Below are 25,013 nucleotides of genomic sequence, written 5' to 3' on the forward strand. Positions count from 1 at the left end.
CTACGATTTTAGTAGCGTTATAATCGCTATACCAATCAAGTGGTGTTTTACCACTCTTATCATAGAAATTTACATCAGGTTTTGTATGCGTATTTTTATGCATTTTTCTAAAAATTCGGCTCCAAATTCACCGAACCATGCTATTGCATTAGAATTCAATTGATCCATAATGTTAGGATTAAATCCTTGCTGTTTTACTATTTTTTCTATTATAGGCTCAGCTAAAGATTTCAGTTCTTTAAAATTGTTGATTAACAATGTTTTTTCTTGACCGGATGCTTTTGCAATATCTTGTTTAATAGACCATATTATATTACCAAACGTAGCAATCATATTATTACCGCCGGTAGAATTTTCAAGGTTACAATTTCCTAATGTTTTTTCTACTAATTCCTTTACATTCATTATTAAAGTTTTAAAACCTGCTTGAGCTAAATATTTATGACCGTTATCAGACATTTTAGATATTGTATTTTGTATTTGTAAAGTACCGGTAGCTAATAAATTTATATTTTGATTACTCGGATTATTAGTAATAAGCTGATATTTATTGTAGAATATAAAGCAATATGATTATCTTGACCAAGATCATTAATATCTAAACCTAATTGTGTAAATTTTTCAATTTGTGTCTTACGGAAATCATCAGAAATATGCGACTCCATAGCAACACAGAAAAAATTATGAATTTGTGCTTTCTCAGTTGAAACAAATTTTGCCATAAGTGCAGGGTTATGATGAAATACATCAATAACATTGGAGCTATTACTCCAAATACCCCATTCAAGTATAGTATTACCGTTTGTATCTTTCTTATCCCAATTATTGTCAGGGATGAGGATCATTTTGTTTAATATCTGTACAGCAATATTTTCTAAAATATTTTTAACATTCTGATCTTATTGTTGAGGTATTAAACTACAAAGAGCTTCAAAAATATTAAGTTTGTTGTTAACATTAGTTCTGTTTAATATAGCCGGTATTAATTGTATGTTTCCTGAAGTTAATAATTGAAAAGGTGTATACATAAAAGTCTCCAATTTATATTAATTTTTTATAAAAATACCATGAAATATGGTTTGTATCTTGTATCTATTTATAATTATAATAATACATGAAAACTTGATAAATGTCAAGTAATTATTAAAAAATTAACTATTATTTAATACCAAGGTGCGAGAGATAAGTTGATTTTAATCCCTTTAACGGTAACATCAGCTTCTTTATCGGCAAGATATTTTTCTTCTCTGATTAAGGCAATTGCTTTATTGTGATAACTTGAGCATATTACGCCGATTTTATTGTTATCTGCGAGTATTTCTTCATCTTTAACTAATGAAGATAAATCTTCATCTGCTGTAATTTTATATATCTTTCTTCTTATAACTCCTTGATATTTAGCCCTTGAAATCACTTCCTGCCCGACATAACAACCTTTATCAAAACTAATTGCATTTAACTCCTCAGCACCATACATATTTGGAATAGATTTATCTGTGATTAAATCTTCCACACCATCTATTATTGCAAAATTATATTTATCTTCTAGGTATATTGGATTCCCGTTTTCGCAGGGAGATGTTGTTGAGGAGGGCGGTTCCCCCTCTGTCACCCTGTGGCTTGACCACGGGGTCCAGTCTTTTTTAATTATTGTCTGGATACCGCACAGCGGTATGACATCGAGCTTATTTATTGAGCGGAAACCAAGCTTAGCATAACGAGGATCACGAACCGTAATTAGCGAGTCTATATCTAATTTTTGAAGTGAGTAGATAACTTTATATTCGTTACTACAATCTATTACTTGTATTTTTGAGCGAAATTTATAGAAGTTTAAATACTCTATCAAAGCAGCTTTATTACTTTTATCAATATCAAGGTAAATTTCCTCAGGGTTATGAACATACACGAAAAAATCAAATAAATATCTTCCTTGATTATTAAGCAAATAAGTATAGCAATAATTATAGTCAATTGATTTGGACTCGCCTACTGCGTTACTCGTCGTCTCGCCTATTATTATAGGCTTCGCTCCTCGCTCCTTGTATCCGAATTCAACTGAATTGACTATACTCTTACAAATATCGTTAGTAATGAGATTTTGTAGGAACTTTACGGAATCGAAACCTATTATTTTGATAACGTCTCTATTACTTAATATTTCATACATAATTATAATATTATTGACTTTATAGGTTCCTAACTACTATACTCTAAATTTATATAAATTAAACGTAATAATCATGAGATGTTCATCTTACTGTACTTCTTCCGAATATAAGATGAGTGATCTAGTTACTAATTTAAAAAAGATTGGTCTTGAACCTCAACATTTTGATGATGTTTTATATATTCGGAAAGAGATAAATAAAGATTCTGATTTTATAGAGATATTTTTCTTTCCGTTTGGTTGTGTAACTATTTGGGGCGGCGATGAAATTCAAGAAAAAATAGTTTTAAGCGATACTGATTTAGTACCAGTAAATAAGCTTAAAGAGCCGGTATCCGATTATATTTATTTTGAATATAATACGGAAGTCAAGAAAACATTTATTGATGAAGAAAAAAATAAAATAATCTTAGCAGATAAATCAGTTTTTGTTAAACTTTCTATTTCCCATGCTCTTGCACAATCGGTTAAACTTAGCGTTCTTGAGCAATCTGTTAGTAACTTGATTGTTCAGACAACCCCTATACAACAGGAACTAGCTAGAACCGGTAGCGTATCGCTTTCTAAAAAGGAGATATTACAGCAAATAGGTATATTATTTAACGAGCGTTATTCAATCAGTTTGCATAGCGATATATTCGATACTCCAGAATTTTTTTGGCGTCGTCCGAGTTATGAGCCTCTATATCTCATGACAGCAGAGTTTCAAGACATAGAAATACGGCAAAATATAATGAATCATCGTCTTAATATGATTCACGAACTTTTAAACATTCTTTCAAACGATCTTAATTATAAACATTCCACCAAACTTGAGTGGATTATTATTATTTTAATCGGTCTTGAAGTGGTTCTGTCGTTATCTCATACTAATCTTTTCTTAAAAATTATCGGAGCTTTATAAATAGCTTCTATGCAAATTATCGATAATCAAAAAACATTAGAAGAATTTTGTAACCGGTTAGCAAATAAGGCATGCTTAAGCATAGATACGGAATTTGAGCGTCGCTATACTTATTATGCTCAGCTTAGTATAATTCAAGTTAAAGCAGAAGAATATTGCGGAATAATTGATGCATTAAGCAATTTAGATCTGAATATTTTTAATAAGCTGCTTGCAGATAATAATATTACTAAAATATTTCATGCTCCTCGTGAAGATTTAGAGATTTTCTATAATTTATTTAAAACACTACCTGCTAATGTTTTTGATATACAAATTGCAGCAAATATTTGCGGATTCGGTAAACAGCTAAGCTATGATGACCTTTGCTATAAGCTAATCGGTATTACTATCGATAAAACCCACCAAAAATCTAACTGGCTAAAACGCCCTATTACTAGTGATATGTTAAATTATGCAATGTTAGACGTGGAGTATTTGTATAAGATATATAAAGAGATAAATAATATAATTGTTAGAAATAATTTAACTAATAAATATCAAACTACTCTTAGTGCTTTATTAGATGTTAGAAATTATAAGGTTGAGCCGAAAGATGCTTGGAAAAAAATAAAATATGGAAGTGATGATAAGAGTTTTAATCACAAAATTCAAATGCTTGCAGCTTATCGTGAAGAGAATGCACAAACTATAAATATTCCTCGTAAGCATTTTATTTTAGATGAAGATTTAATAAAGCTTAGTAAATACCCGCCATTGAATCACAAGGATTTTAAAAATCTAAATTTAAAAAGCAAATATTTACACAAACAAAAATATAAAGATGAAATAATAAGTTTGTGTAATAACTTATAAGAAAAAAGCTATAAATCAAATAACTTGTAGCCTATTATGAATAGAAAAAAATTAGCCAACTAATGTAACTTGTATCTCACTATCTTGTACTACTTTGACATATTCGTTGTATACATAATCAGGCAAGTTACTAAATGCCTGGGCTATGATAAGTGTCCCTACTCCTACTAATGCTAATTGAAAGCAAATATCTCCAGTCTGAGTATCGCCGGATATTTGTCCTGTTTCTAGCCAATCTCCAACTGCTTGTGCAAAAAAAGCAAAAGGTACACCGATCAATACGACAATTTTTTTATTATATCAACCATTTTACCCTAAGTTGATTTTTATAATAAAATATAAATTAATATTTTATACAATAAAAAGTTAAGGTTATTATACCGAAATCATAAATTTAAGCTTACGATCATGAGATTCAATCAAAAAATTATCTATTAATTGTTCTTTTAAACAAACTCCGGCGGTTAATATATTTCGGTTATTATTAAGATATCGGTCAAAATGTCCTTGGCCGTATCCAAGTCTATAACCCTCCTTACTAAACGCAAGTCCTGGGATAATAACTAACTCAGGAATAAAAAAATCATTATTTATAGGTTCATAGGTTTTAAAAGCCCCTAAAGCCAATTGATCGTTATAATGATAAGAACAATATTTTATCTCATTTTTTATGATTTTCGGTAGGAAGAATCTTATTTCAGGATGTAAGTTTGTTATTTCAAGTAAGTTAATTTCGTATTTTAGAGGAAAGTAAAGTCCTACTGTCTTTACTTTTAACTCCTGTAATAACCGGCTAATTTTATTGATTAGAGAGTTTTTGACTAAATCGGAATTAATCTTATCTTGGTTTTGTATTAAAAATTCTTTGCAATAAAGACGCAGCTCTTGTTTGGTCATAAATATCCTTAAATTCGTCATTGCGAGCGACTGAAGGCCTTGTGGTATGGCTCGCTTCATCTCTGTCATCCCACGACTTGTTCGTGGGATCTAGTTAAAAATACTAATAATATTAGTATTTTGAGTGGTTTTACTGGATACCGTGGTCAAGCCACGGTATGACACCAAACTGGTTTTTCAAGCCATGAAACAACGCCGCGACTGCAAGGAGCGTGGCAATCTCATAAAGCAGGACGCTTGAGATTGCTTCGTCAAAACTTACAGTTTTTCCTTGCAATGACGTAGAAATATATCACATATTAATAGTCCTCTTATCTACACTAAGTGCTGCCTCTTTTATAGCCTCGCTTAAAGTTGGGTGAGCGTGGCAGGTTCTTGCTATATCTTCTGAAGCTGCTCCGAATTCCATATAAGCCGTAAGCGCGGCAATTAATGTACCTGCATCAGCTCCTATAATATGAGCTCCTAAAACCCTATCGGTTTTACTATCGGCAAGGATCTTAACCATACCTTCCGTACTACCGATTGCTCTTGCTCTACTATTTGCTAAAAACGGAAACTTACCGACTTTATAATTAATGCCTTTTTCTTTTAGCTGTTCTTCCGTTTCACCGACGCTTGCTACTTCAGGATAAGTATATATTACGCTTGGAATTAAGTTATAGTTAACATGTCCTGCCTGCCCTGCCATAATTTCTACGGCAGCTACAGCCTCTTCCTCGGCTTTATGAGCAAGCATAGCTCCTTTTACCACATCACCGACTGCATAAATATTTGAAATTGCTGTTTGGAACCGGTCATTAATCTCAATGCTACCTTGCTTATCCGTAATAATACCGACAGACTCAAGCCCTAGATTTTGCGTATAGGCTTTTCTGCCTACCGCCATCAACACAACATCGCTTGTTACTACTGAACTCTTACCGTCCTCCTCTATTGTTAGATTTACTTTTCCTGACTTTACTTCAGCAGATAGCACTTTAGTATTCAGTTTAAACTCTATACCTTGTTTTTGCTGTAGTTTCATAAATTGTGTAGCAATTTCTTTATCAAGCATAGGTACAATGCTCGGTGCATACTCAATAACCGTTACTTTAGCTCCCAAACGACGCCAAACTGAACCAAGTTCTAAGCCTATATACCCTCCGCCAACTACTATTAAGTTCTCAGGTACTTTAGAAAGTTTCAAAGCACCAGTAGATGAAACAATAAATTCTTCGTCTATTTTGATATTCGGTATTTCTATGATGCTGGAACCTGTAGTAATTAGGATATTTTTGGCTTTAATTTGCTCTTTATTTACTTCAACGATATTACTAGAGCTAATTTTAGCTTCACCTTTTATCCTAGTAACTTTGTTTTTGGCAAAGAGACTTTCTATACCTTGTGTGAGATCAAGAACTACTTTATCTTTATTAGCTAGCATTTTTTGTAAGTCTAGTTTTACATCCGCAATAATACCTATATTCTCAAAATGTTTTAGAGCTGCTTCATATTTTTCGGAAGAATTCAGTAAAACTTTCGATGGTATGCATCCTATATTTAAACAAGTGCCGCCAAGAGTATCGCTTTTCTCAATACACGCTACTTTCATACCAAGTTGAGCAGCCCTAATACTGCCTGTATAACCGGCTGGACCGCTACCTATTACCACTAAATCAAATTCTTGCATATTTGTTTGACCTTAATAAATTGTTGGATCGTCATTGCAAGCAGCCATAGGCTGCGTGGCAATCTTGTCAAATATCCTGAGATTGCTTTGTCAATTACTTACATAATTTCCTCGCAATGATGTAATACTGCTAAAATACACCACCATCACCTTTATAACAACTTTAATATTATACTATTCTTATGTGGTGAAGCAATAAAACTAATTAAATTAATATTATCTTCAAAGCCGTTTGTATAATTTTGTAGTAAAGAAAACATCTTTTTAGAAATAGCATAATTATGACTAGCATTTAGTGAATTTGCCTCACCTATATTTTTTATTTCTCTCATTAAAGCTAAAGGATTATCAAATTTTAGCTCTATATTTTCATAGTCAACAATTACTTCGGCAAATCTTGCTTGCGAAAATAAAATCGGAACATGATCAAAATGAATAAAAGGAGCAATATGAGGAGAGTGTTTAAAATCACTTGCTATTTCGGCATCTATTAAGGATTTACGTAAATTCTTTAAGCTATTTCCTCCGACAAAATTACCGATAAAAATACCGTCAGACTTTAAAAATATTCTTATATTAGATAAAAAGCGTTGTACATCATTTATCCAGTGTAACCCTAATGAATAAATAATTAAATCAAAAGAGTCTTTTGGCAATGCTAAATCTTCATCATCGATTAATAATTTATGATTATGCTCAAAAGAATCAAGCAATAAAGGCGACATATCTGTTACGGTAATATCGGCACTTCGATAAGCATTTGTTAGTAAGCTCGTAAGATAACCGCATTTAGCCGATATTTCTAGAATATCCGAAAAATCCTTATCAATCATCCCTAATCGACTTATTATATCATTAGCTGCATGCTTGATAAATAAGCTGTTACTTATCGCCTCTACTGCATTATTTCGGTGATTTTTTAGCTTTAGTCTGTTGAATATATAATCTTCCCCTATCTTGAATTTTCTCTCCTAAAATTGTTGGTGGCGGTCGAGAAATAAAACCCCCTAAAAAATCTCCTAGCAAACTATTTTGAACAAGTTCTCTCTGTCTTGCAGTGTGAATATCATCCCCTTTAACTCTATCTAGCCCTTCAAAATTCTCCTGAATATCTACAATTATAGGTTTCGTACTGTTATTATTAGGTGATAAAGGTTCTAAACTCAACAGGCTTTTTTCTGTAGGATTTAAATCCGAAGTTAGATCAAAATGCTCTAAGTAGACAGGTTTTAGTTGTTTATCATTACTAGAAACTTTTTTTCTTTCTATCGCTGAAACATTGTTCTCGGTCTTATTAGATTCTCCTAGAGATTTATAACTACTTATACACAACAATACTAATATAAATTTCTTTAACATAAATAACCCTGTATATTAACAGTTAATATACATTAAATAATATATGCATCAAGTACTAAAATAAATTAAGGGAATTATATACTTGTATAACCTATATTTTCTTTTTATTTACCCAAGATGTAAATTCAGACATACTAAACACTTCTATTAAATTACTACCAACTTGATCCTTGAAACATTTCAAGGCTTCTTTTTTATATCCATCACCATCAATTATTATTATAGTATCATAAATTCCTTGTTTTTTTATGTTTAGCACAAGATAAGTATATTTTTCATCAACCGATCCTCCTGATTGTTGCCACTTAGATTCTATAACTAGGCAATTAGGGTGACGTTCTGGATGATATAATATAAAATCGCTATCTGAATTTGAAATAAAATATACACCTTTCTTATTTAATGCTATGCATTTTTCATAAAGCTTAACCTGATCTGCCTCTGTAAAGCCAAGCTTTGTATATTTTGTAAATGAAGTATTATTAATAGGTTGATATGGCGGGTCTATATAAACGAAATCTTTAGGCTTAGGCGAAATATTGCTGAAATCCTGATATATTATTTCAGCATTTTGTAAAGCTTTACTACACGCAAGTATGTTATCCTTATCAAGAATATTAGGATTCATATAAGCTCCCATCGGGACGTTGCACTCTCCTTTGCTATTTACTCTATAAAGACCATTATAACAAGTCTTGTTAAGGTATATGAAACGTGTTGCTATCTCAATAGGGTTATCACTATTTGCGTTCTTTCTAACAGCATAGTAATAATCTTGAGAGTGATTAGCTTTATGCTTAGCTAACAGCTCAATTAATGCTCGAGCTTCACCCTTAACTGCCTTGTATGAAATCTAAGTTTATATCTGATATAATAGCTTTGTTTGGAACGAGTGCAAAAAAAGTGCTCCTCCTAAAGGCTCATAATGATTATTGTACTAGCAGGTAAGCGTAAGCACAACTCTTTGATAAGGCTTCTTTTTCCCCTACCCATTTTATAAATGGTTTAGGGATTTTGTCTTCTGCAATCTCTGGAGAATTAATTTTTAACGGAGCTTGACCTATCATTGCTAAAACCTCGTTAAAAGATAATTCTCCGTTTTTAACTACTTTGAGTTTCATACCGACCTACCAAGGCTTTATAAAATAAATAATTACCTGTATTTAAAAGTATAGCATTAAACATATTGCTTACATTATAGTTTTTATGGTTGCACCTAAATACAAACTCGTTTAAATATCTCTCTATGTGTTTTTTTCTAATAGAATAAGAGAGTCCGATTATACCACGCTTAAACAACGCCCAAAAGCTTTCTATCGTGTTTGTGGACACAGACTCTCTTATATATTTACCTAAGTCGTGATTTATATATTCATGATTATATAACTTTTCTAATACCTTGTAAGCTCCCCATTCATCAGATAAAATAGTTGACCCTATTAGAATATTATTTATTGCAATTTTTTCTATGGTCTTTGAATTAACCTTTGTTATAACTTGAGCCTTAGCGTTACCGTTTCTCTCTATCATGCCGATTACAACGGTTTTTGTCTTTGTGCTGCAACCTTGTGTACTTTTAGTTTTTTTATTTTGATGTTTGTTCTTTTCTTTACCACCAATATACGTCTCATCTATTTCTACAGTGCTTTTTAAAGGAATACTAAAACTTTCTAGTTTAGTCACTTCTCTAATCCTATGAAGCATAAACCATGCAGTTGTTTGGGTAACATTAATATCTCTTGAAAGCTGTAACGATGATAAACTTTTTTTTTGCGTAGTAACTTGCAAAACTGCTGTAAACCATTTCTTTAAAGAAATCTGACTATTTTCAAAAATTGTGCCAACTTTGATACTAAAACGCTTTTTACATGCCTAACATTTGTGATTCGTTCCATCCGCATAATGAAAAATCTTTTGGTTGCCGCAATACGGACAATAAGCTCCGTTAGCCCAACGTATATCAGTAAAATAATTATGCACTTTTTGTTCAGTAGGTAATGTTTTGAATAAATCAACAACACTTTTAAACTCTAACACTTAACTATACTAACACAATTTTATATAAAATTATCGAAACAATTTAGGTTATACAAGATATATAGTTGCCTTAATTAATTATTTCTAAAGATATTATCTTCGTATTTTTTTCTATAATATATTTTGTAATTCTCATTTCTTATATCATTAAACCATTGGTCTTGTTGTTTTTTAATATAATAATTTAGGGAATTAGATTTACTTTTACTAGTTTGAAAATTATCTTCACAAAATTTTAAAAAACCTGATATTAAAGTTTCTACTCCATTAGTCTCAGATTTTTTCTCAAGAAATTGCATAGAAAAATTAGTAGGATTATTATGTTTTAAATAAAATTGTTTATATTTCTCACGAATTTTATTTTCTTTTTTTATTTGTTGTTCTGAAAAAGATAATTTTTCCTCTAATAATTTATGAATTTCGGTACAATCGCTCCAAGGTAATTCTATTATTAATTGCTCTTCCTGATATTCAAAATTATCTTGAATATTGTTAAAATCGGCATTTACTTTTACCGCACTTACTAATATTAAAAAACATGTAATTAATTTAATATTCATAGAATTAATTAATTTTAGCAGGAACCTGTATCATAATACTACTTCTGTATCTTTTATTACCACTAAAAAGTGATTTTTTTTGAACTTTGTTATTATTTACTGGAATTGTATCTTCTAAAGCCCCTTCATTATTATTTAGATAACTATGTAAGGATGCTTTATAAAGAGCCATATTACTTGCTATTTTAACTACATCTTGTTTATATTTAAACCCTAAAGAATGTGTAGCCGAATGATAATGAGCTATCGCCTTGTGCCAGCTCCCTAGCTGATCATATTTTGAACGCAAAAATTCTGCACCGTAACGAATGTTATTATTTGGATCAAATGCCTGTTCAAGGGAATTAAAAGCCCCTAAATGATGCCTTAAGTTAATCTGCATGCATCCGACATCAATACTCTCTCGCCCTTTTATAAGCTCTACTCTAACAAAACTTACGGCTTCTCTTTTTGTGTTAAAATAATAGCCTTTTCCTTCAACATTTACTGTCCAAGGCCATACTACTCTAATTTTACGGGTTGTATGTTTTTTTCCCGATTCTTTTAAAGCTATTGAATGTAACGTATTAGATGGGATATTAAATTTTTTTTCAAAGTAAGGAAAAAGTTTTGAACATTTAAAGGATTCAGCTATTTCAGGATCGGCAATAGCCGGCTTAGAGAAGAGGATAAAGAATAATAATAGGAGTAGTATGGTTTTAACGTCATTGAGAGGAAAATTACGGAGTAATTGACGAAGCAGTCCAGTAAAAAATTCTGATTTACAGAATTTTTTTATTGTTTTGCTGGATTGCCACGCTCCTTGTAGTCGCTCGCAATAACAATTTTGGCATAATTCCCAAACCATACCGACAACGCTAAAATAACTTGAGTTACAATAAGATAAACTAGCCTACCATAACTTATCTTATGAAGCAAGGGAAGTTATAGAATTTAAGAGGTAAGGATTTAATATAAATCCCAAGCAACATCATTAGTGTTTTGAGGATTACCTAATATATCGGGTACCATATCCAACAAATTATTAATATCGCCTCCTGTCGCTTGCAAAAGATTACTTACTTGTGTTACAAAGCCTTCAGCAGTGCTACCTTGAGCATCTTGAGGATTAGTAGTCCCATCTAAAACTTGAACTCCGGCATTAATTAATGTTACTAAATCCTTAGCTTGCATACCTAAAATAGTATCTTCTGTACCGCTCTCTCCTCTATTAGAACTAGTAGAAGGTTGTATATGTGGTATTTCCTCTCTGTTAGCGTGAGCAGTTGCTTGATGAACCAAAGCTGCAAGTTGTTGATCGTTAAGATTATTTTGTTCCTTTGACATTTCTGGAGATATAGTAGAATCATCCTCAGATAGATCAATTAGATCTTTTTCTTGCAATATAGAGCTTGTATCCACACTATAGCTTAAAGCTTAACATTGAAAAATCATCATCTTTAATTACGCTTTCATACCATTTTTTATGTTCGTTAGCTGCATGTTTTGCATTTTCATTATTTTTATAATTATTTGGAATAGCGTATAAGCCGTATTCTCCTTTATCTGCTTCGTCTATTATGATTTTAGCTATCTTCAGTTCATCTATACTTAAGTCAATATTTTGTTTCACTTTGTTTAAAAGAAGTTTCAGTATCTGATCGCCTTGTGCTGCCCCTTTATTATTTTCCCAGCCTCTTATTAAACTACAATAATCTATACCTGATGTTTTAGCATGCTCTAATACTGCTTTTATAGCTTTCCATTGATTATTAGCTTTTTCATTTTCACCTTGCTGCTCATCTTTAATAGCATTCTCAGCCCATTTAGCAAGTTGAGCATATGATGCTAGCTTCCCTACTGCATTAAATATGGATACATGTTTACCTGGATAATCTATAATCTACTTTTGTAATTATTTCAGATAGATCAAATTTTTGAACTAATTTCGGTAATTCAACAAGAAATTCATCATAATATGGTTTGTTTAAACTCCATTATCTTCCATTTTGCTTGATTTCATTTATAGTTTCTTGAGTATGGTATTTTTTAAATATTTTAAATTGTTAGGTCCTGTACACTTTTGATTAATGATTATAATTTTGAGATATTTTTTAGCAAAAATTAATAAGATTTTTGCAGAAATAGTTATTCATATTTCAAAAAAATCTTATAATTTGCAACTAAAAATGGCCATAATTATGATTATTCTATTACAAGAGTACAGAACCTAATTGACTGATTAAATAAAAATGTTTATTATCAATCCAAATTAAATGTAAAAGTATATTTTATGAAAGTTGTTAGCTCATTAAAATCGTTAAAAAAACGTGATAAAGATTGTCAGATCGTTAAAAGAAGAGGCAAAATTTTTGTAATAAATAAAAAGAATAAAAGATTTAAAGCAAAACAAGGTTAATTAATCGTTTTTGGAGAAAAAAAATATACTCGATGAACTTGAAAAATTAGTTACGTCGTCTTTGTAAGTCCTCGGATGCTGAGTGTTTATTATATGCTCCGCTCCTCGGTTTGCAGACTCCTTGCTCTTTTTCCAGTTGATCTTCGTATATTACTTTTCATTTTACTTCAGAGTATATAATACTACTTTTGAAAGAAAAGAAATAAATATGGCCGGTCATTCAAAGTTCAAAAATATTCAGCATCGTAAAGGGACTCAAGATAAAAAAAGAGCAAAAGTTTTCACTAAATTAATTCGTGAAATAGTTACTGCAGCTAAAACCGGTTCTTCTAATAACCCTGAAAATAATCCACGTCTTAGAAATGCTTTAACCGCTGCACGTAGTCAAAATCTCCCTAAAGGAAGAATAGATAAAGCTATTAATAGTGCTAATGATTCTTCTAATAACGAAAATTATACGGAAATTAGATATGAAGGTTATGCACCAAATGGTATTGCTATAATAGTTGAAGCTTTAACCGATAATAAAAACCGCACTGCTGCAGAAGTACGCTCTAGTTTTACTAAATATGGTGGGAGTTTAGGCGAAACCGGTAGTGTCAATTATTTATTCAACCATTGCGGAGTTATTCAGTATCCAATAAATATAGCATCTAATGAAGATGTTTTAGAGGCAGTCATAGAAGCCGGGGGCATGATATTATATCCGATGATACCACCCATACAATCTATACGGATATTGAAAATTTCTCTAAAGTTCTAGAATTTTTAACTGGCAAATACGGCATACCTGAAGATTCGTATATAGGCTGGATCCCATTAAATACAATAATTATAGATGATAAGGAAAAAGCCGAAAAATTACTAAAGCTTGTGGAAGTTTTAGAAGAAAGCGATGATGTGCAAAGAGTTTTTGGGAATTATGAGTTATCTGATGATGTTTACGAAATAATACAAGGAGAACTATGACTTATAACGATGCAAATTATCAAATAATTATTTTAGCAGCCGGTAAAGGTACTAGAATGGAGTCCGATTTACCGAAAGTAATGCATAAAGTCGGTGGAGTTCCAATGCTTGAAACGGTATTAAAGAATTCGCTTAACGTTACAAATGATGTAATTATAGTGTATTCAGAAGAACTTAAAAAACATTTAACGCCCTATGCAAATATGTGTCGCTTTGTACTGCAAGAAGAACCTAAAGGCACAGCTCATGCTACTTATGCAGCAATAGATTTAATTAATAAAAATAAAACAATATTAGTTTTATACGCTGATCATCCTCTTATTACTCCAAAACTTATGCATGAATTAATAGCTTATTTAAGCCTTACTAATTCTGCATTAGTGACTTTAAGCTTTGAGAGAGCAAATCCGGTTCAATATGGGAGAATAGCTACTGATAAAAATGGTGAATTTTTAGAGATAATCGAACATAAAAATGCAAGCGCAGAAGAGAAAAACATAAAGCTTTGTAATTCAGGTATTATGGCTTTCAGTAGCGAAATTTTAAATAAATACTTACCTTTATTTGCTACTAATACTAACGGTCATAAGGAAGTTTATTTAACTGAAATAGTAAAAATATGTAAAAATCACGGTGAAAAAGTTTCATATTTATTATCTACTGATCATGATTTAATTGTTGGTGTTAATACTAAAAATGAGCTAGAAGAAGCTAATAATATTTTTTCTCAGAATAAGTCTTAGCTTTGTCGTATGGATACCCGAGTCGTCATTGCAAGCGACTAAGGGCTTTGTGGCATAGATTGTTTTATGTCATTCCGGCGAGAAACCGGGAATCCAGTAAAACCTATAAAAAACTTGTTTTTATAGGTTTATTTTTTGGGATCCTCGCTTCCGCTGGGATGATATCGAGTAGGCTTTTTACTCTATGCAACAACATCAATACCTTGTGAGAATGACATAGGAAGCCATACAGGCAATGCTAAAAATTTGGGAGAGATGGCCGAGTGGTTTAAGGCGCACGCCTGGAAAGCGTGTTCACGGCAACGTGTCGGGGGTTCGAATCCCCCTCTCTCCGCCAGCTCAGTTTATGGTATACTCGTATGATTTCAAGAATTGAATTTGTTATCAAATGGTGAGTGTGTACAGTTTATACTTAATAAGTGAGTACGTGAATTCATGCAGATAACAAAGAGCAATTCTTAAAAGCAGAAGAGTATGTTATGCTCGTTTATTTTCTTTATAATACTTAGTATATTTATCTAGTAAAGAAACATGTGCAGTTGCTGCTTCCGATTTAAAAAGTTCTACGCTCTATTTACTTAAAGAAATGGTTACTTTTACTGAATCATCTTTTAATAAAAGTTCTCTAGGGTGCGGCAAGAAATCTTTTACTATTTTTACTTCCCCTATTTCCCCATCAGTGTATTTTATTCTCTTGCTCATAAATTCTCTTACCTTTGCACCAGTATCCTGCTCTAAAAATTCTTATATGATTATCTAGGAATGTAAAACGGACTGTTAAAATATTACCATCAACTTTACCTAAACAAAAATATCTTTTTTCTGTAATACTAACTTACCATGCTCTAGTCTGGACAGTTAGCCAATTTTTGTAGTTTATCGAACCGGAAAGCCAAATAGTAATCAAGGTTTCCACTGTCGAGTATTTAAAAGTTTCATATGCATTTGTTATTACATTTATAAAGTCTAAAAGCTTTTTAGAAAGCTTATAGTTTACTAATTACCTCATATTGATAGTCTTTTAATTTCTATTTTTACTTTTATAATAAAAATAGTTGTATATTTATATTGTTTTTTTATTACAGCTGTAATTTTATAAGTTACAATTATATACCTAAGAATCAATTAATTTATATTAAGTTATGGCGCATAAAGATTTATCACATTTAACAGAAGAACAAATCAAAGATTTAATAAAACGTTATTATAACTATGAGAAAATAGCTAATTTATTAGAAGAATTTAATGTTAATGTATCTCCCAATAGTTTAGTTAGTTTATTTCCGCTTGTTACGCATCATAAATTATTCTGTAAATACTACCGAGATACAAATTGAGTTATTAAGCTAAAGAGTAGAAATTATTATAGCTATGTTTATGGAGAAACGAGTTTTGCTCTATTGGGTCCTATATGTAATCATAACAATAACTCTAGTTGTTCATGTGATAATTGTAAGAAATCTATAAAACAGCAAAAACAAACTGAAAAAGAAGCAAAAAGACGTATTTTAATAGATACATTTTTGTATAAAAAAAAGCTCCGCCAATTGAAGAATTAACTCTAAAAGATGCTTTATATTTATTAAGTGTAGTAGAACATTCTGCTTCTGAAGACCTTGAATTTGTAAAGCCATATTTAAAAGGATATTCTGTACCGAGTTTAGCACCGGACGAAGATTTAAATGATCATATTGTAGGACATCTAGGTCGTAGAGATTTTGTATTAATTAATCCTTTAACAAGCAGTCTTGATGCCTTCAAATTCAATCAAGAAAAAGCATTAACAGACAAGTTAAGAACCTTATATAGTTCTCACGATACTTTACCAAAGCTAATAGAAGATACGAAAAAAAAGAATATTTAAATTCTGTGCGAAATATAGTTAAAGGCGAATGGTCTTCATCATAGAAAAAAGAAGTCAGTGATATATGGCATCAAATTGCTAAATATGAATATATTATATCTCATTGAAAGACGATGTGCAGATAACATCGTTAGTATAATTATAAATAATATACATAAAAAAGTAAGTAAAACACTTGAGGAGAAGTGGACAATAAAAAATTCTAAAATAGAGTATTGCCATGTACAAAGTGCAGTTAGCTCTACTTTTTTTGATTTGTTTCTAGGAATAAGGGATGAATATTTTGCGCGTATTATGCCACTTGAGTAAATAATAAATTTCTTAAAAATCTTAAAGAGATCATATTTGAGTGATAGTTTAATTCGTTGTATATCCTTTTAATTCTTCTGTAAAAATATTCCAATCCTCTTGCCAGTCTTCTAAACTAAGCGGCGATGGTAAAATCATGCTCGGCTTAATGGGAAAATACGAGAGCTTAAACCCCCATTTGATACCGTCTATAACTTTTATTGTTTTACGCTCATGATCAATTTTAATGGCATAAACGTGACCGATCCAGTAAGATAAAGGTTTAGAGAAAAGTGTGTAGTACCATAAAGGAGCATCATAAAAATCTTGTTCTAAAGTGTAAAATGGGTAATTGAGTTTTATATCACCGTCTATAAACTCTTGTAATTCCTTATCCGAGCAAATCAGTGCGAACTATGTGAAACCAAGTATTATGTTTTGCATCTGTTTTAGTATGAATAATAGGGAAAGATGGATTAAAACAGTCTTTTTCAGCATTTGGGGTATAGGAAATATTAAATGCTATTCTCATAGAATTAACCTGTAGGCTTTTATGAGCATTTTTATATAAACAAATTCCTATATCATCAGCTACTTCATTATTTACGTCGGGATTATGCCAATGCAAAGCAAAATTTACTCCGTATAAAATAAGTAAAAATATACTAAGAAAGATTATTAATTTAAGAATGCTTTTAGGGTTTAACATTTTTAGTTATCTCTTTTGCTTCTTTCCAAAGCTTCAGCATCAATTCTACGGATTGTCCTTGCAGATTTGGCAGGTTATGCTTTTTGGTAAGCATTTTTATTGCTCTCATACGTTTCTCAAATTTTTCATTTGTCTTGCTAAGCGTTGTCTCAACATCCAACCCTGAAAAAATACACAACGAAATCGCCGTATGGAGCAAAAATCCCCTATTTCTGCTTGTACTCTTTCCGGTGGTTCGGCATCGTCAATAGCTTCTTTTATCTCTCTACATTCATCTATTGCCTGCTCTAAAATCATCTCATGATCCGGCCAATCAAAACCATAGCCCCCCGTGCGTCTTGCTCAAGCAGAATTAAATTTTGTAGAGGATTGTTAGATTCTAGATTCTTAACCATATACACCATATTAAATTCATAGTTTTGTGGCTTTAAAAATAATGGTTTAAAACCGCAAGCTTCATTGTATATTTACCAAATCCCTGGTTTTGATAAGGCCTATCTACTGCAAGTGACCTTAGTGCCAATTCATTTTCATTGAAAAATTCTATATGAGTAGTTGCAACGATTTTAACTCTTTTATATAACACAAAATGATAATGATTCTCTGCCATTATAGTTGGATGGTTAGAATCATATTTTACGTTTATAGTATCAAAGATTTGTTCAGCTCGTATGCGATGGTATTCTTTCCACTCGCTATAATGTGTGCAACGCATAAGCCTAATGGAGTTATTACTTAAGTGCATAATATATAGTGAAGTTAAAATTTTAAATGATTTTATGAAAATATTTAATAGTTATCGTGATTCAATTTTCATCAAAGATCATGTTAAATCAAAGCATATTATAGATAAAGAAAAAGAACAATTACGTTATGAAATACTTGAAAAGAACATATTTGGCTTTTAGATAAGGAACTTGAAGAAAGATTTAAAAGTAAATAAACTACTTTGATAAGTTTATACATAAATATATTTTTTCTAAAAATTACTTGTGGGACGATTTATTATATCATAATTGAGATTAGTTAAATATGAATCAAGTTATAATAATCAACGGTCCATCCTTCTTGTGCAGGTAAAACAACAATAGCCAAAGAAATTTGTAGGCAATCTAATAATAAATTTATTCATTTACAAATTGATAAAGTCGGAGCGTTTTATAGTACGATTTTTCCTACAGAATTTAAGTTTGCAGAAAATGAAGCCGGCACTGAAAACAATGATGATAGACTAAAAGGTCGTTTTAATAATAATAGGTTAGCAAGAAGAAAAATTGTTGCGTTGATATTGCTTACAACCGCAAAAGCATTATTAGATAAAAATTTTAATATTGTAATCGATACGGCACTAGATGGTCTAAATGCTCAAGAACTTGCTAAATTTTATCTTAAATATCTACATGGTTACAAAATAACCTTTTTAAGGAATCTTTTGTCCGGTTGAAGAACGGATTAAAAAGATTAAAAACTAGAACTGACAACCTCTTCTTAACGGAAGATTTTTTGTAAGATTACAGAGTGGACAATATGATGTTTTTGAATCTTGTAGAAACTTCTATAATACTTGGTTCGATAGCTCAAAGTTAGGGACTATAGAAATTGCCTCTAAAAATATTATCTATTTAATAGGAAAGCCCAGGACGGGTAAATATACTATAGCGAAAGAGCTTATGATGATAATAAGTTAATTACTATTTTTGCTTTGCTTGGATATGACGGTTTTAAGAAGATTCCAGAATTTGTATGGTATACAATCGGACGTATTAGAGATCATGTTTTTGAGTTTATCGTGCAAGAACCTTTTAATAGAATAGAATAGTTTGTGACAACGAGGTTGTATCAAAGAGTTGTTTCCGCTAGGCAACCATCTATGTCACTAGATGAACCTAAGAGTATGAATAAAGAGACTCAAAATGAAATATTTACCGATTGTAAGACATGTGAAAGTTAAAATGGATACTACAATATATGATCCGGCATATAAGAAATATTTTGAAAAGCGTGAGCCGACTCAAAAAAAACTCATCACATGTGCATTAAGGTTTGAGCTGTGTGCGGGAAAACCAGCATACACGATTCTTAGGAGAGTGGCAATTGCTGCTTATCTGATTTTACATTTATTAGGTGTCAGAAGAGATTAACATTAGACAATATTACTATTTGCACCCTTTTCATCCTGCACGTAAAAATCGTTTTTTTCATTCAATATATCATCACGGTTTGTATATAAAGATTCAATAAATAAAATAGAGTCCTTTAAAGCTAGTTGCACAGCTATATTATCCTGATCATGTCTTTCTATAGCTTTAGAAAGCCTAAATTCTTTAACTACATTACCTAATTCTTTTATATTAGCTCGAAATCTAGTAGAATCAGAATTTGATATAGGTGTTTTTGAGAGATTTATTATTTCGTTTCTACGTGCTTGTGTTTTAATAATAACTATTTTCTTTAAGTTATCGTCTAAATCTTCCATTCCAATTTTATTGCGAATAATATCGTTTATACTAATTACTTTATTTCCATGCTTTCTCTCATGCCTTACTGCTACTATACTGCAAGCCACATCTGTTAATATATCTATTAAGAAACTTTGCGTTATTAAATCTATACCTTTTACTAATATTTTTATTATACCCTCTTGCTCATTAATATTATTTTTAAATATTTTAGTTTCAGCAATACAGCAAGCATTTATGATATTTTTATATTCCAATAAAATGTATTTTACAGTAATCGTATAATAATGGGCTTTCTTGTACTAAACTTTCAATTTCTCTAAAGATTTCTGCTTTTTGCATTGTTCCACTATAGTGTTTTATTGTGGCTATCTATCTTAATTTCATAGGCATCTAATCTTTTATTTGCCCCGGCATCTAGTAATTTAAAATTACTGGTTTTCAACCTTATTTTTGCATCTTATTATCTGTTAACTGATTTTTTAAATAACATGCGGCTAAAAATTCTTGAATAGTTAAGTGAATAAATTGATAATTACTTCCTTTGCTTTTTAATCATCCTTGTTCTATAACTTCATCTATATCATTAGCTTCAGTTTTATTTTTATATTTTGTTTTTTTCTATATGCCTATTATTAAGCCAGTTTATTACTTCACTATATAAACGACTTATATTCAAATCTTCATCGCTGTTTTTGTGAAACTGATCCCTTATATCTTGATCACTCCAAACCAAACATATTAATGCAGTATTGATAGGAACTTCACATATTTCTTTTATATTTGGCTATGAGTATCCAAAAAGCTTTTTAATTGCACTCCTAACTCTTTATCATACTCAAAATTTTTATGTACATATTGCTCTATTCCCTCACTATCCCAGCCTGTCCTGTATTGTCTACTTTCCGCACAAACCTGTTTTATGCATTTCTTCTACAACCACATTAGGTCTAGAACTCATTATTACGTTTTGATATTCTAATATTTTATCTATTAACTTTTTACACCTTGAGTATTTAGATGTGCTACTTCGTCATACCCGTCAAGTAATAACAACATCTTATCTTTATTTTGGATATCCATTATTTCCTTAACACTTGAGGTACTTTCACTACTGCCTAAACAATAATGGATAAAACAATTAAGCTTACTTTGAGATAAATTATTAATATCAAAATACCCACTATAACCGTCTTTCTAACTTTCATTTAATAATTCTTTTAACTCTAAAAACATAATCAAACTTATCACTCCATAACTCCCCTTTTCCCCATTTATAAGATATATAATGCATTAACGTGGTTTTACCTATTCCTGCACTACCGAGTAACAGTACTTTACCGACATCTGCTTTTATTCTGTTTACTTGCTCAATTATATTTTTTATTTCTGATTCACTTTTATTAGGTAGATTTCTGCGAAGTATCTCAAACTTATGTTCTTCATTTATGACTTAACTATATTATCAATTTTTTCTTCTTGAACTTGATAATTTTTATTAAACAGCTCTCTTATCTTTCCGTATCTATGGCTTTAACTGTAATTTTACTTAATATTCATCTAAAGACTGAGCTTTTTTTTCGTATCTTCTATTAGCTTTGGTAAAGTATCGTGAGAACTATATAAGGTTCTTAACTTGTCAGTTAATGATTTTGAATTAGAAGGCTTCATATTGTTACTTAATGGTAGAAAGTATATTTTTATTAGAAAACCTAATTAGATTAAAACAATTATAGGTGTGAGTTTAAGAATTTAATTTTATTTAAGCAATTTAAAATTGATTAACCAAAATAATTTATTTTTTTATTTATTGCAACTATTAATTATTAATGTATAAGACATTATACACTCAACAAAATTAGCACTTATAGTTATGAAATATTAGCCATAGGAATTTTTATTTGCACAGGATATGAAGCCTGCTAAAGAATAAGAACAAAGAAGGATTATTAGAACTAAGCTGTAGAGGGCTTTAGCAACTATAGGGTTTTCAAATGCACTACGTACAATCTCATCATGTTTAGGCTTTTTTTTGTATACTATAATTTTACGAAGAAAATAATTTTAATTAGAGGTAGTATTAAAGTACAATATTATATATAAGTTTGTTGATAAAAAATGATTTATTTACTAATATTTATATTTCCATAAATAATATTAGTTTTATATGCTACTGCTACTTCCTGAAATAACTTTGACTTTAATAGCACTTTTAGGGCAGTTTTTTGCCGTAATGATCCCAAATAAAAATAGAATTATTTCTAATATCATTATTTTACTATGCATATTATCAATTTTTCTTACCTTTAAGTACTCAAGTTATGAAGGAGTATGGTACTCATTTGCTACCGGAATAAATATCGGTATTAGTAAAAGCATAGTACTACTATTCACTATTATCTCCATGATTATATACCGTGATTACTCTATTCTTGTTGCTGATGAATTAAAGTTTGAATTTATTACTTTAATGTTATTATCGGTTGTAGGTATTTTTGTTGCAATTTCATCACGGAATTTTCTATTATTATTCTGCGGTATGGAGCTTACTGCTTTAACTTCATATGCACTTGCAGGATTCAAATTAAATGATATGAAATCATCGGAAGGTGCTTTAAAATATTTTATCTTAGGTAGTTTAGTTAGTTGTTTATCATTATTCGGTATTTCTTTTATATACGGATTCGGCGGAAGCCTACAATTTGAGGATATCTTATATAAACTAAATGATAATTCCGGAATGAATCTTGGTTTAATAATCGGTATTATACTATTTTTAAGTAGTATTTTCTTTAAACTCTCAAGTGTTCCACTCCATTTTTGGGTCCCTGACGTATATGAAGGATCACCGATTACTTCGGTTACTTATTTCAACGCTGCCTCAAAAATAGGTATGGTTATTGTTTTATTAAATATCAGCAAATTAATTATAGGTAATTACTATCCTATTAATTATAATTTAATAAAGATAATTGCTATATTATCTATGCTGTTTGGAGCTTTTGGAGCCATTCGTCAAACTTCTCTAAAAAGATTAATGGCTTATAGTACTATTTTAAATATCGGTTATGTATTAATCGGCGTTCTTCTGCATAATCAAGAAGGATATAAAGCAGCTCTGCTATATATTCTAATATATGCGGTAGGGAGTATAGGATTTTTTACTTGCTTAATTATACTGCTCGGTAAAGACGTCGATAAAGCTAGTTTTAAAACTATACAAGGAATTGCAGAGTATCATAAAACTATAGCTGCCGTAATTAGCATAGTTATGTTTTCAATGATTGGAATCCCTCCTCTTACAGGATTTTTCGGTAAATATTACCTTTTTTACCAAGCAATTAATCAAGAAGAATTCGCATTAGCTTATTGTGGTATTTTTACCAGCGTAGTTGCTGCGTTTTATTATCTTAAAGTAGTAAAAGCCATGTATTTTTCTAAAAAGATTGAGATAATTAAGCTGCCAATGCAATATGGGCTTTTACTGATTAATTACTTAGTTGTAGGCTTCTTGTTGTTTGGTTCATTTATTATCTCGTTTTAGCCGGTATAGACTTTTTATTAACAACACTAACTACAGTAGTTTGAGTAGGCTTCATAATCTTTTCTTTTAGATTCTTTATATGTTTTAGATTTTCTTCATCTAATTTTAATAAATCTTGGTCTTTTTGTTTAGCTTTTTTAGCTAGACCTAATTGACTTGGAGTAACACTAACAATATAATCCGTTCCAACTTCTTTCTTAAATTTTTCTAGAGCATCTACATATTCTCTGTTTGCATATATATTTGTCTTTACCAATTTTTGTTTTGGTTCTTTCTTTATTTTATCAGAAGAACCAGCTAAATTTCTTTCATCTTTAATATCTTCATTTAAACTTTTTATTGTCTTTATTAAATGTTTTTTCGCACTATCTCTAATACCAAGTATTTCTAAAATTCTTGCAAAATTAGTAGTAATTTTATTTCTTAATTTAAGTTTTTGTCCTCCTTTTTTTCTTTCTTCATAATTAAGAATTTTCGCAAAATAATCAGGATACTCTTTCATTAATGTTTTTAATCCTTGCTCTTTCACTTCGTAATAAGGAAAACTATATTTTTTAGAAATTAAACTATTTACTTTAATTTCTAAGCCGTATTCCTTTAAGGATTCTTGCCTTTTTTTCATTGTATCTATTAAACTAGCCTTAATTTCTTCAGGCGTTATTTCTTTAGATTGTTTATTATTAAATTGCTTTGGCATCGCTTGTTTTGCAAATTCCGCAATTGCTTCATTACTATAATATTTAGTTAATGCATCAAAACTTTTATCAATAGTTTTGCTTAAATCAATTTTAGAAACTGCAAGTAAGCTATCGGCAAAATTAGGATTTTTTGTTCTTAAATTAGAAGGAAATTCTCTAAAATGGTTAGTGGGACCGAATCCAGGCAAATGTTTGACTCTTGAATGCGGATATATATTATTTGTTAAATTATCAAAACTACCAGCAAAATCAATTCTTACTAATTTAGGTAAAGTTTTTGGATTTTTTTGATCTCTGATAACTCCTATATTTCCAACATGTATATCAAAATCACCGATCAATAAACTTGCCGGCATAATGTTTTCAAAGTTCTGATACTTAATTTCCTTAAAAGCATTTTCTAAGGTTCTAAATAATTTATTTCTAGTCCCCATAAAAAGTGGTCTACCGCCATCCTTTCTAAACCAAGAACTCGGTTTAGTTTTAGCAGACATATGTTTATCCATGTCCACATACATATCACTACTATAATTCTCAAAAAATTCAGATTTGACATATATTTGCAAATCAACGGCTTTAGATTTATTAAAATCATCAGGAGCAATTAAATTAACCTTTGCTCCATTTCCAGGACTTATAGCTTCAAAAATTTGAGATCCTAAAAACTCGGCTATATTTTTTGAGCTTGAAGCCTCTTTTTTTATCATCGCCGTAATTTTACCGTCTAAGCTTTGATATACTCCGCCATGCTCTCCTACCTCATTAGCTCCGCCTTCTTTAGGCTTTAAAAAATTCCAACCTTTAAATACCGATTGCTTATTTTGCGTCATCTTCGCCTCTTTATAATGATTTACACCACATTGATAATTTTGATATAATTATAAAAC

The 25,013-nt window shown here is 30.6% G+C and carries 31 protein-coding genes, 1 tRNA gene and 4 pseudogenes; 12 read left to right on the forward strand and 24 right to left on the reverse strand.

Going from position 1 to position 25,013, the window contains the following annotated elements:
* Window positions 1-69: 69 nt before the first annotated feature.
* The 3 genes from ACSFFC_RS06620 to ygfZ all read right to left on the reverse strand — a co-directional run bounded on the left by ACSFFC_RS06620 (window position 70) and on the right by ygfZ (window position 2,170).
* On the reverse strand, window positions 70-459 hold the full coding sequence (locus ACSFFC_RS06620; RefSeq protein ID WP_041472219.1) for a hypothetical protein: 390 nt from the start codon (window positions 457-459) through the stop codon (window positions 70-72).
* A 47-nt stretch (window positions 460-506) separates the two neighbouring features.
* Entirely contained in the window at window positions 507-845 is a 339-nt protein-coding gene (locus ACSFFC_RS06625; RefSeq protein WP_014410792.1) for a hypothetical protein, read from the reverse strand.
* 317 nt (window positions 846-1,162) lie between these two features.
* A complete protein-coding gene (gene ygfZ / locus ACSFFC_RS06630) occupies window positions 1,163-2,170 on the reverse strand; it encodes a CAF17-like 4Fe-4S cluster assembly/insertion protein YgfZ (RefSeq protein ID WP_014410793.1) in 1,008 nt (335 codons plus the stop codon).
* 112 nt (window positions 2,171-2,282) lie between these two features.
* On the opposite strand from ygfZ, the gene ACSFFC_RS06635 reads away from it, so the two are divergent.
* Both ACSFFC_RS06635 and ACSFFC_RS06640 read left to right on the forward strand, forming a co-directional pair.
* Window positions 2,283-3,074: an RMD1 family protein gene (locus ACSFFC_RS06635; RefSeq protein ID WP_014410794.1), complete on the forward strand. Its 792-nt coding sequence runs from the start codon at window positions 2,283-2,285 to the stop codon at window positions 3,072-3,074.
* Between the two features lie 9 nt (window positions 3,075-3,083).
* Window positions 3,084-3,929 (forward strand): ribonuclease D, encoded by an 846-nt coding sequence (locus ACSFFC_RS06640; protein WP_004998258.1) that lies wholly within the window; start codon window positions 3,084-3,086, stop codon window positions 3,927-3,929.
* Between the two features lie 51 nt (window positions 3,930-3,980).
* Here the strand turns inward: ACSFFC_RS06640 and ACSFFC_RS06645 are convergent, their stop codons facing one another.
* The 14 genes and pseudogenes from ACSFFC_RS06645 to ACSFFC_RS06710 form a co-directional block, all read right to left on the reverse strand.
* Complete coding sequence (locus ACSFFC_RS06645; RefSeq protein WP_004998256.1) at window positions 3,981-4,208, reverse strand: hypothetical protein; 228 nt, start codon at window positions 4,206-4,208, stop codon at window positions 3,981-3,983.
* Between the two features lie 96 nt (window positions 4,209-4,304).
* On the reverse strand, window positions 4,305-4,826 hold the full coding sequence (locus ACSFFC_RS06650) for a 5-formyltetrahydrofolate cyclo-ligase (RefSeq protein ID WP_014410795.1): 522 nt from the start codon (window positions 4,824-4,826) through the stop codon (window positions 4,305-4,307).
* 96 nt (window positions 4,827-4,922) lie between these two features.
* Window positions 4,923-5,022, reverse strand: a pseudogene (locus ACSFFC_RS06655) (permease); the annotation flags it as partial.
* A 96-nt stretch (window positions 5,023-5,118) separates the two neighbouring features.
* Entirely contained in the window at window positions 5,119-6,498 is a 1,380-nt protein-coding gene (gene lpdA, locus ACSFFC_RS06660; RefSeq protein ID WP_012719796.1) for a dihydrolipoyl dehydrogenase, read from the reverse strand.
* A gap of 152 nt (window positions 6,499-6,650) precedes the next feature.
* Window positions 6,651-7,370: a methyltransferase domain-containing protein gene (locus tag ACSFFC_RS06665; RefSeq protein ID WP_269208372.1), complete on the reverse strand. Its 720-nt coding sequence runs from the start codon at window positions 7,368-7,370 to the stop codon at window positions 6,651-6,653.
* Window positions 7,371-7,401: 31 nt separating this feature from the next.
* A complete protein-coding gene (locus ACSFFC_RS06670; protein WP_014410797.1) occupies window positions 7,402-7,857 on the reverse strand; it encodes a hypothetical protein in 456 nt (151 codons plus the stop codon).
* Between the two features lie 91 nt (window positions 7,858-7,948).
* A complete protein-coding gene (locus ACSFFC_RS06675) occupies window positions 7,949-8,710 on the reverse strand; it encodes a Dam family site-specific DNA-(adenine-N6)-methyltransferase (RefSeq protein ID WP_081497783.1) in 762 nt (253 codons plus the stop codon).
* A gap of 76 nt (window positions 8,711-8,786) precedes the next feature.
* Window positions 8,787-8,978: a hypothetical protein gene (locus ACSFFC_RS06680; RefSeq protein ID WP_014410799.1), complete on the reverse strand. Its 192-nt coding sequence runs from the start codon at window positions 8,976-8,978 to the stop codon at window positions 8,787-8,789.
* The gene (locus ACSFFC_RS06685) at window positions 8,959-9,708 is read right to left on the reverse strand and encodes an IS1595 family transposase (RefSeq protein WP_331270845.1); all 750 of its coding nucleotides are present in this window, start codon (window positions 9,706-9,708) and stop codon (window positions 8,959-8,961) included. The genes ACSFFC_RS06680 and ACSFFC_RS06685 overlap by 20 nt, the downstream gene beginning before the upstream one ends.
* 21 nt (window positions 9,709-9,729) lie before the next feature.
* Window positions 9,730-9,894 (reverse strand): transposase, encoded by a 165-nt coding sequence (locus tag ACSFFC_RS06690; protein WP_155813505.1) that lies wholly within the window; start codon window positions 9,892-9,894, stop codon window positions 9,730-9,732.
* Window positions 9,895-9,968: 74 nt separating this feature from the next.
* Entirely contained in the window at window positions 9,969-10,454 is a 486-nt protein-coding gene (locus ACSFFC_RS06695) for a DUF2532 domain-containing protein (RefSeq protein ID WP_012719801.1), read from the reverse strand.
* A gap of 4 nt (window positions 10,455-10,458) precedes the next feature.
* Window positions 10,459-11,301, reverse strand: a complete 843-nt coding sequence (locus ACSFFC_RS06700; RefSeq protein WP_014410801.1) for a lytic transglycosylase domain-containing protein — start codon at window positions 11,299-11,301, stop codon at window positions 10,459-10,461.
* A 101-nt stretch (window positions 11,302-11,402) separates the two neighbouring features.
* Window positions 11,403-11,855: a hypothetical protein gene (locus ACSFFC_RS06705; protein ID WP_014410802.1), complete on the reverse strand. Its 453-nt coding sequence runs from the start codon at window positions 11,853-11,855 to the stop codon at window positions 11,403-11,405.
* Window position 11,856: 1 nt separating this feature from the next.
* Window positions 11,857-12,066: a hypothetical protein gene (locus ACSFFC_RS06710; protein ID WP_004998229.1), complete on the reverse strand. Its 210-nt coding sequence runs from the start codon at window positions 12,064-12,066 to the stop codon at window positions 11,857-11,859.
* Window positions 12,067-12,726: 660 nt separating this feature from the next.
* Here ACSFFC_RS06710 and ykgO point away from each other — a divergent pair.
* From ykgO to ACSFFC_RS06730, 4 genes and pseudogenes are all read left to right on the forward strand, one after another.
* Window positions 12,727-12,852, forward strand: coding sequence for a type B 50S ribosomal protein L36 (gene ykgO / locus ACSFFC_RS06715; protein WP_004998227.1), 126 nt, complete (start codon window positions 12,727-12,729; stop codon window positions 12,850-12,852).
* A 208-nt stretch (window positions 12,853-13,060) separates the two neighbouring features.
* A pseudogene (locus tag ACSFFC_RS06720) lies at window positions 13,061-13,821 on the forward strand (YebC/PmpR family DNA-binding transcriptional regulator).
* The gene (locus ACSFFC_RS06725) at window positions 13,818-14,564 is read left to right on the forward strand and encodes a sugar phosphate nucleotidyltransferase (RefSeq protein WP_004998219.1); all 747 of its coding nucleotides are present in this window, start codon (window positions 13,818-13,820) and stop codon (window positions 14,562-14,564) included. The pseudogene ACSFFC_RS06720 and the gene ACSFFC_RS06725 overlap by 4 nt, the downstream one beginning before the upstream one ends.
* 249 nt (window positions 14,565-14,813) lie before the next feature.
* Window positions 14,814-14,901 (forward strand) — tRNA-Ser (locus tag ACSFFC_RS06730).
* A 140-nt stretch (window positions 14,902-15,041) separates the two neighbouring features.
* On the opposite strand, the pseudogene ACSFFC_RS06735 reads toward ACSFFC_RS06730, so the two are convergent.
* Window positions 15,042-15,266 (reverse strand): annotated as a pseudogene (locus ACSFFC_RS06735) (CopG family transcriptional regulator).
* Window positions 15,267-15,706: 440 nt separating this feature from the next.
* On the opposite strand from ACSFFC_RS06735, the gene ACSFFC_RS06740 reads away from it, so the two are divergent.
* Window positions 15,707-15,901: a hypothetical protein gene (locus tag ACSFFC_RS06740; protein WP_014410805.1), complete on the forward strand. Its 195-nt coding sequence runs from the start codon at window positions 15,707-15,709 to the stop codon at window positions 15,899-15,901.
* A 611-nt stretch (window positions 15,902-16,512) separates the two neighbouring features.
* Window positions 16,513-16,737: a hypothetical protein gene (locus ACSFFC_RS06745; RefSeq protein WP_041472220.1), complete on the forward strand. Its 225-nt coding sequence runs from the start codon at window positions 16,513-16,515 to the stop codon at window positions 16,735-16,737.
* Window positions 16,738-17,107: 370 nt separating this feature from the next.
* On the opposite strand, the gene ACSFFC_RS06750 is transcribed toward ACSFFC_RS06745, so the two are convergent.
* The 3 genes and pseudogenes from ACSFFC_RS06750 to ACSFFC_RS06760 all read right to left on the reverse strand — a co-directional run bounded on the left by ACSFFC_RS06750 (window position 17,108) and on the right by ACSFFC_RS06760 (window position 18,140).
* Window positions 17,108-17,425, reverse strand: coding sequence for a hypothetical protein (locus ACSFFC_RS06750; RefSeq protein ID WP_014410807.1), 318 nt, complete (start codon window positions 17,423-17,425; stop codon window positions 17,108-17,110).
* Window positions 17,412-17,722 (reverse strand): annotated as a pseudogene (locus ACSFFC_RS06755) (MazG nucleotide pyrophosphohydrolase domain-containing protein). Before ACSFFC_RS06755 ends, ACSFFC_RS06750 begins: the two are co-directional and overlap by 14 nt.
* Window positions 17,723-17,852: 130 nt before the next feature.
* Window positions 17,853-18,140: a GNAT family N-acetyltransferase gene (locus ACSFFC_RS06760; protein WP_014410808.1), complete on the reverse strand. Its 288-nt coding sequence runs from the start codon at window positions 18,138-18,140 to the stop codon at window positions 17,853-17,855.
* On the opposite strand from ACSFFC_RS06760, the gene ACSFFC_RS06765 reads away from it, so the two are divergent.
* From ACSFFC_RS06765 to ACSFFC_RS06775, 3 genes are all read left to right on the forward strand, one after another.
* Window positions 18,130-18,333 (forward strand): hypothetical protein, encoded by a 204-nt coding sequence (locus tag ACSFFC_RS06765; RefSeq protein ID WP_010977402.1) that lies wholly within the window; start codon window positions 18,130-18,132, stop codon window positions 18,331-18,333. The genes ACSFFC_RS06760 and ACSFFC_RS06765 overlap by 11 nt on opposite strands.
* Window positions 18,334-18,713: 380 nt before the next feature.
* Window positions 18,714-18,869, forward strand: coding sequence for a hypothetical protein (locus ACSFFC_RS06770; protein WP_196792931.1), 156 nt, complete (start codon window positions 18,714-18,716; stop codon window positions 18,867-18,869).
* 469 nt (window positions 18,870-19,338) lie between these two features.
* Window positions 19,339-19,566, forward strand: a complete 228-nt coding sequence (locus ACSFFC_RS06775; RefSeq protein WP_010977405.1) for a hypothetical protein — start codon at window positions 19,339-19,341, stop codon at window positions 19,564-19,566.
* A 2-nt stretch (window positions 19,567-19,568) separates the two neighbouring features.
* Here ACSFFC_RS06775 and ACSFFC_RS06780 read toward each other — a convergent pair whose 3' ends face one another.
* Both ACSFFC_RS06780 and ACSFFC_RS06785 read right to left on the reverse strand, forming a co-directional pair.
* On the reverse strand, window positions 19,569-20,141 hold the full coding sequence (locus ACSFFC_RS06780) for a hypothetical protein (RefSeq protein WP_014410810.1): 573 nt from the start codon (window positions 20,139-20,141) through the stop codon (window positions 19,569-19,571).
* 947 nt (window positions 20,142-21,088) lie between these two features.
* On the reverse strand, window positions 21,089-21,178 hold the full coding sequence (locus tag ACSFFC_RS06785; RefSeq protein WP_231567149.1) for an NTPase: 90 nt from the start codon (window positions 21,176-21,178) through the stop codon (window positions 21,089-21,091).
* An 873-nt stretch (window positions 21,179-22,051) separates the two neighbouring features.
* Between ACSFFC_RS06785 and nuoN the strand changes: the two genes are divergently transcribed.
* On the forward strand, window positions 22,052-23,428 hold the full coding sequence (gene nuoN / locus ACSFFC_RS06790; RefSeq protein ID WP_014410812.1) for an NADH-quinone oxidoreductase subunit NuoN: 1,377 nt from the start codon (window positions 22,052-22,054) through the stop codon (window positions 23,426-23,428).
* Here nuoN and ACSFFC_RS06795 read toward each other — a convergent pair.
* A complete protein-coding gene (locus ACSFFC_RS06795) occupies window positions 23,415-24,956 on the reverse strand; it encodes a hypothetical protein (RefSeq protein ID WP_014410813.1) in 1,542 nt (513 codons plus the stop codon). The genes nuoN and ACSFFC_RS06795 overlap by 14 nt on opposite strands.
* Window positions 24,957-25,013 lie beyond the last annotated feature (57 nt).

This window comes from Rickettsia parkeri, assembly GCF_051427245.1.
Classification (GTDB): Bacteria; Pseudomonadota; Alphaproteobacteria; order Rickettsiales; family Rickettsiaceae; genus Rickettsia; species Rickettsia rickettsii.

Coding starts and splice junctions, on each gene's coding strand:
- ACSFFC_RS06620 (WP_041472219.1), bottom strand. CDS start 459: ATGTCTGATAACGGTCATAAATATTTAGCTCAAGCAGGTTTTAAAACT.
- ACSFFC_RS06625 (WP_014410792.1), bottom strand. CDS start 845: ATGATCCTCATCCCTGACAATAATTGGGATAAGAAAGATACAAACGGT.
- ygfZ (WP_014410793.1), bottom strand. CDS start 2,170: ATGTATGAAATATTAAGTAATAGAGACGTTATCAAAATAATAGGTTTC.
- ACSFFC_RS06635 (WP_014410794.1), top strand. CDS start 2,283: ATGAGTGATCTAGTTACTAATTTAAAAAAGATTGGTCTTGAACCTCAA.
- ACSFFC_RS06640 (WP_004998258.1), top strand. CDS start 3,084: ATGCAAATTATCGATAATCAAAAAACATTAGAAGAATTTTGTAACCGG.
- ACSFFC_RS06650 (WP_014410795.1), bottom strand. CDS start 4,826: ATGACCAAACAAGAGCTGCGTCTTTATTGCAAAGAATTTTTAATACAA.
- lpdA (WP_012719796.1), bottom strand. CDS start 6,498: ATGCAAGAATTTGATTTAGTGGTAATAGGTAGCGGTCCAGCCGGTTAT.
- ACSFFC_RS06670 (WP_014410797.1), bottom strand. CDS start 7,857: ATGTTAAAGAAATTTATATTAGTATTGTTGTGTATAAGTAGTTATAAA.
- ACSFFC_RS06680 (WP_014410799.1), bottom strand. CDS start 8,978: ATGAAACTCAAAGTAGTTAAAAACGGAGAATTATCTTTTAACGAGGTT.
- ACSFFC_RS06695 (WP_012719801.1), bottom strand. CDS start 10,454: ATGAATATTAAATTAATTACATGTTTTTTAATATTAGTAAGTGCGGTA.
- ACSFFC_RS06700 (WP_014410801.1), bottom strand. CDS start 11,301: ATGGTTTGGGAATTATGCCAAAATTGTTATTGCGAGCGACTACAAGGA.
- ykgO (WP_004998227.1), top strand. CDS start 12,727: ATGAAAGTTGTTAGCTCATTAAAATCGTTAAAAAAACGTGATAAAGAT.
- ACSFFC_RS06725 (WP_004998219.1), top strand. CDS start 13,818: ATGACTTATAACGATGCAAATTATCAAATAATTATTTTAGCAGCCGGT.
- ACSFFC_RS06740 (WP_014410805.1), top strand. CDS start 15,707: ATGGCGCATAAAGATTTATCACATTTAACAGAAGAACAAATCAAAGAT.
- ACSFFC_RS06745 (WP_041472220.1), top strand. CDS start 16,513: ATGAATATATTATATCTCATTGAAAGACGATGTGCAGATAACATCGTT.
- ACSFFC_RS06750 (WP_014410807.1), bottom strand. CDS start 17,425: ATGTTAAACCCTAAAAGCATTCTTAAATTAATAATCTTTCTTAGTATA.
- ACSFFC_RS06760 (WP_014410808.1), bottom strand. CDS start 18,140: ATGCGTTGCACACATTATAGCGAGTGGAAAGAATACCATCGCATACGA.
- ACSFFC_RS06775 (WP_010977405.1), top strand. CDS start 19,339: ATGAAATATTTACCGATTGTAAGACATGTGAAAGTTAAAATGGATACT.
- ACSFFC_RS06785 (WP_231567149.1), bottom strand. CDS start 21,178: ATGCATTATATATCTTATAAATGGGGAAAAGGGGAGTTATGGAGTGAT.
- nuoN (WP_014410812.1), top strand. CDS start 22,052: ATGCTACTGCTACTTCCTGAAATAACTTTGACTTTAATAGCACTTTTA.
- ACSFFC_RS06795 (WP_014410813.1), bottom strand. CDS start 24,956: ATGACGCAAAATAAGCAATCGGTATTTAAAGGTTGGAATTTTTTAAAG.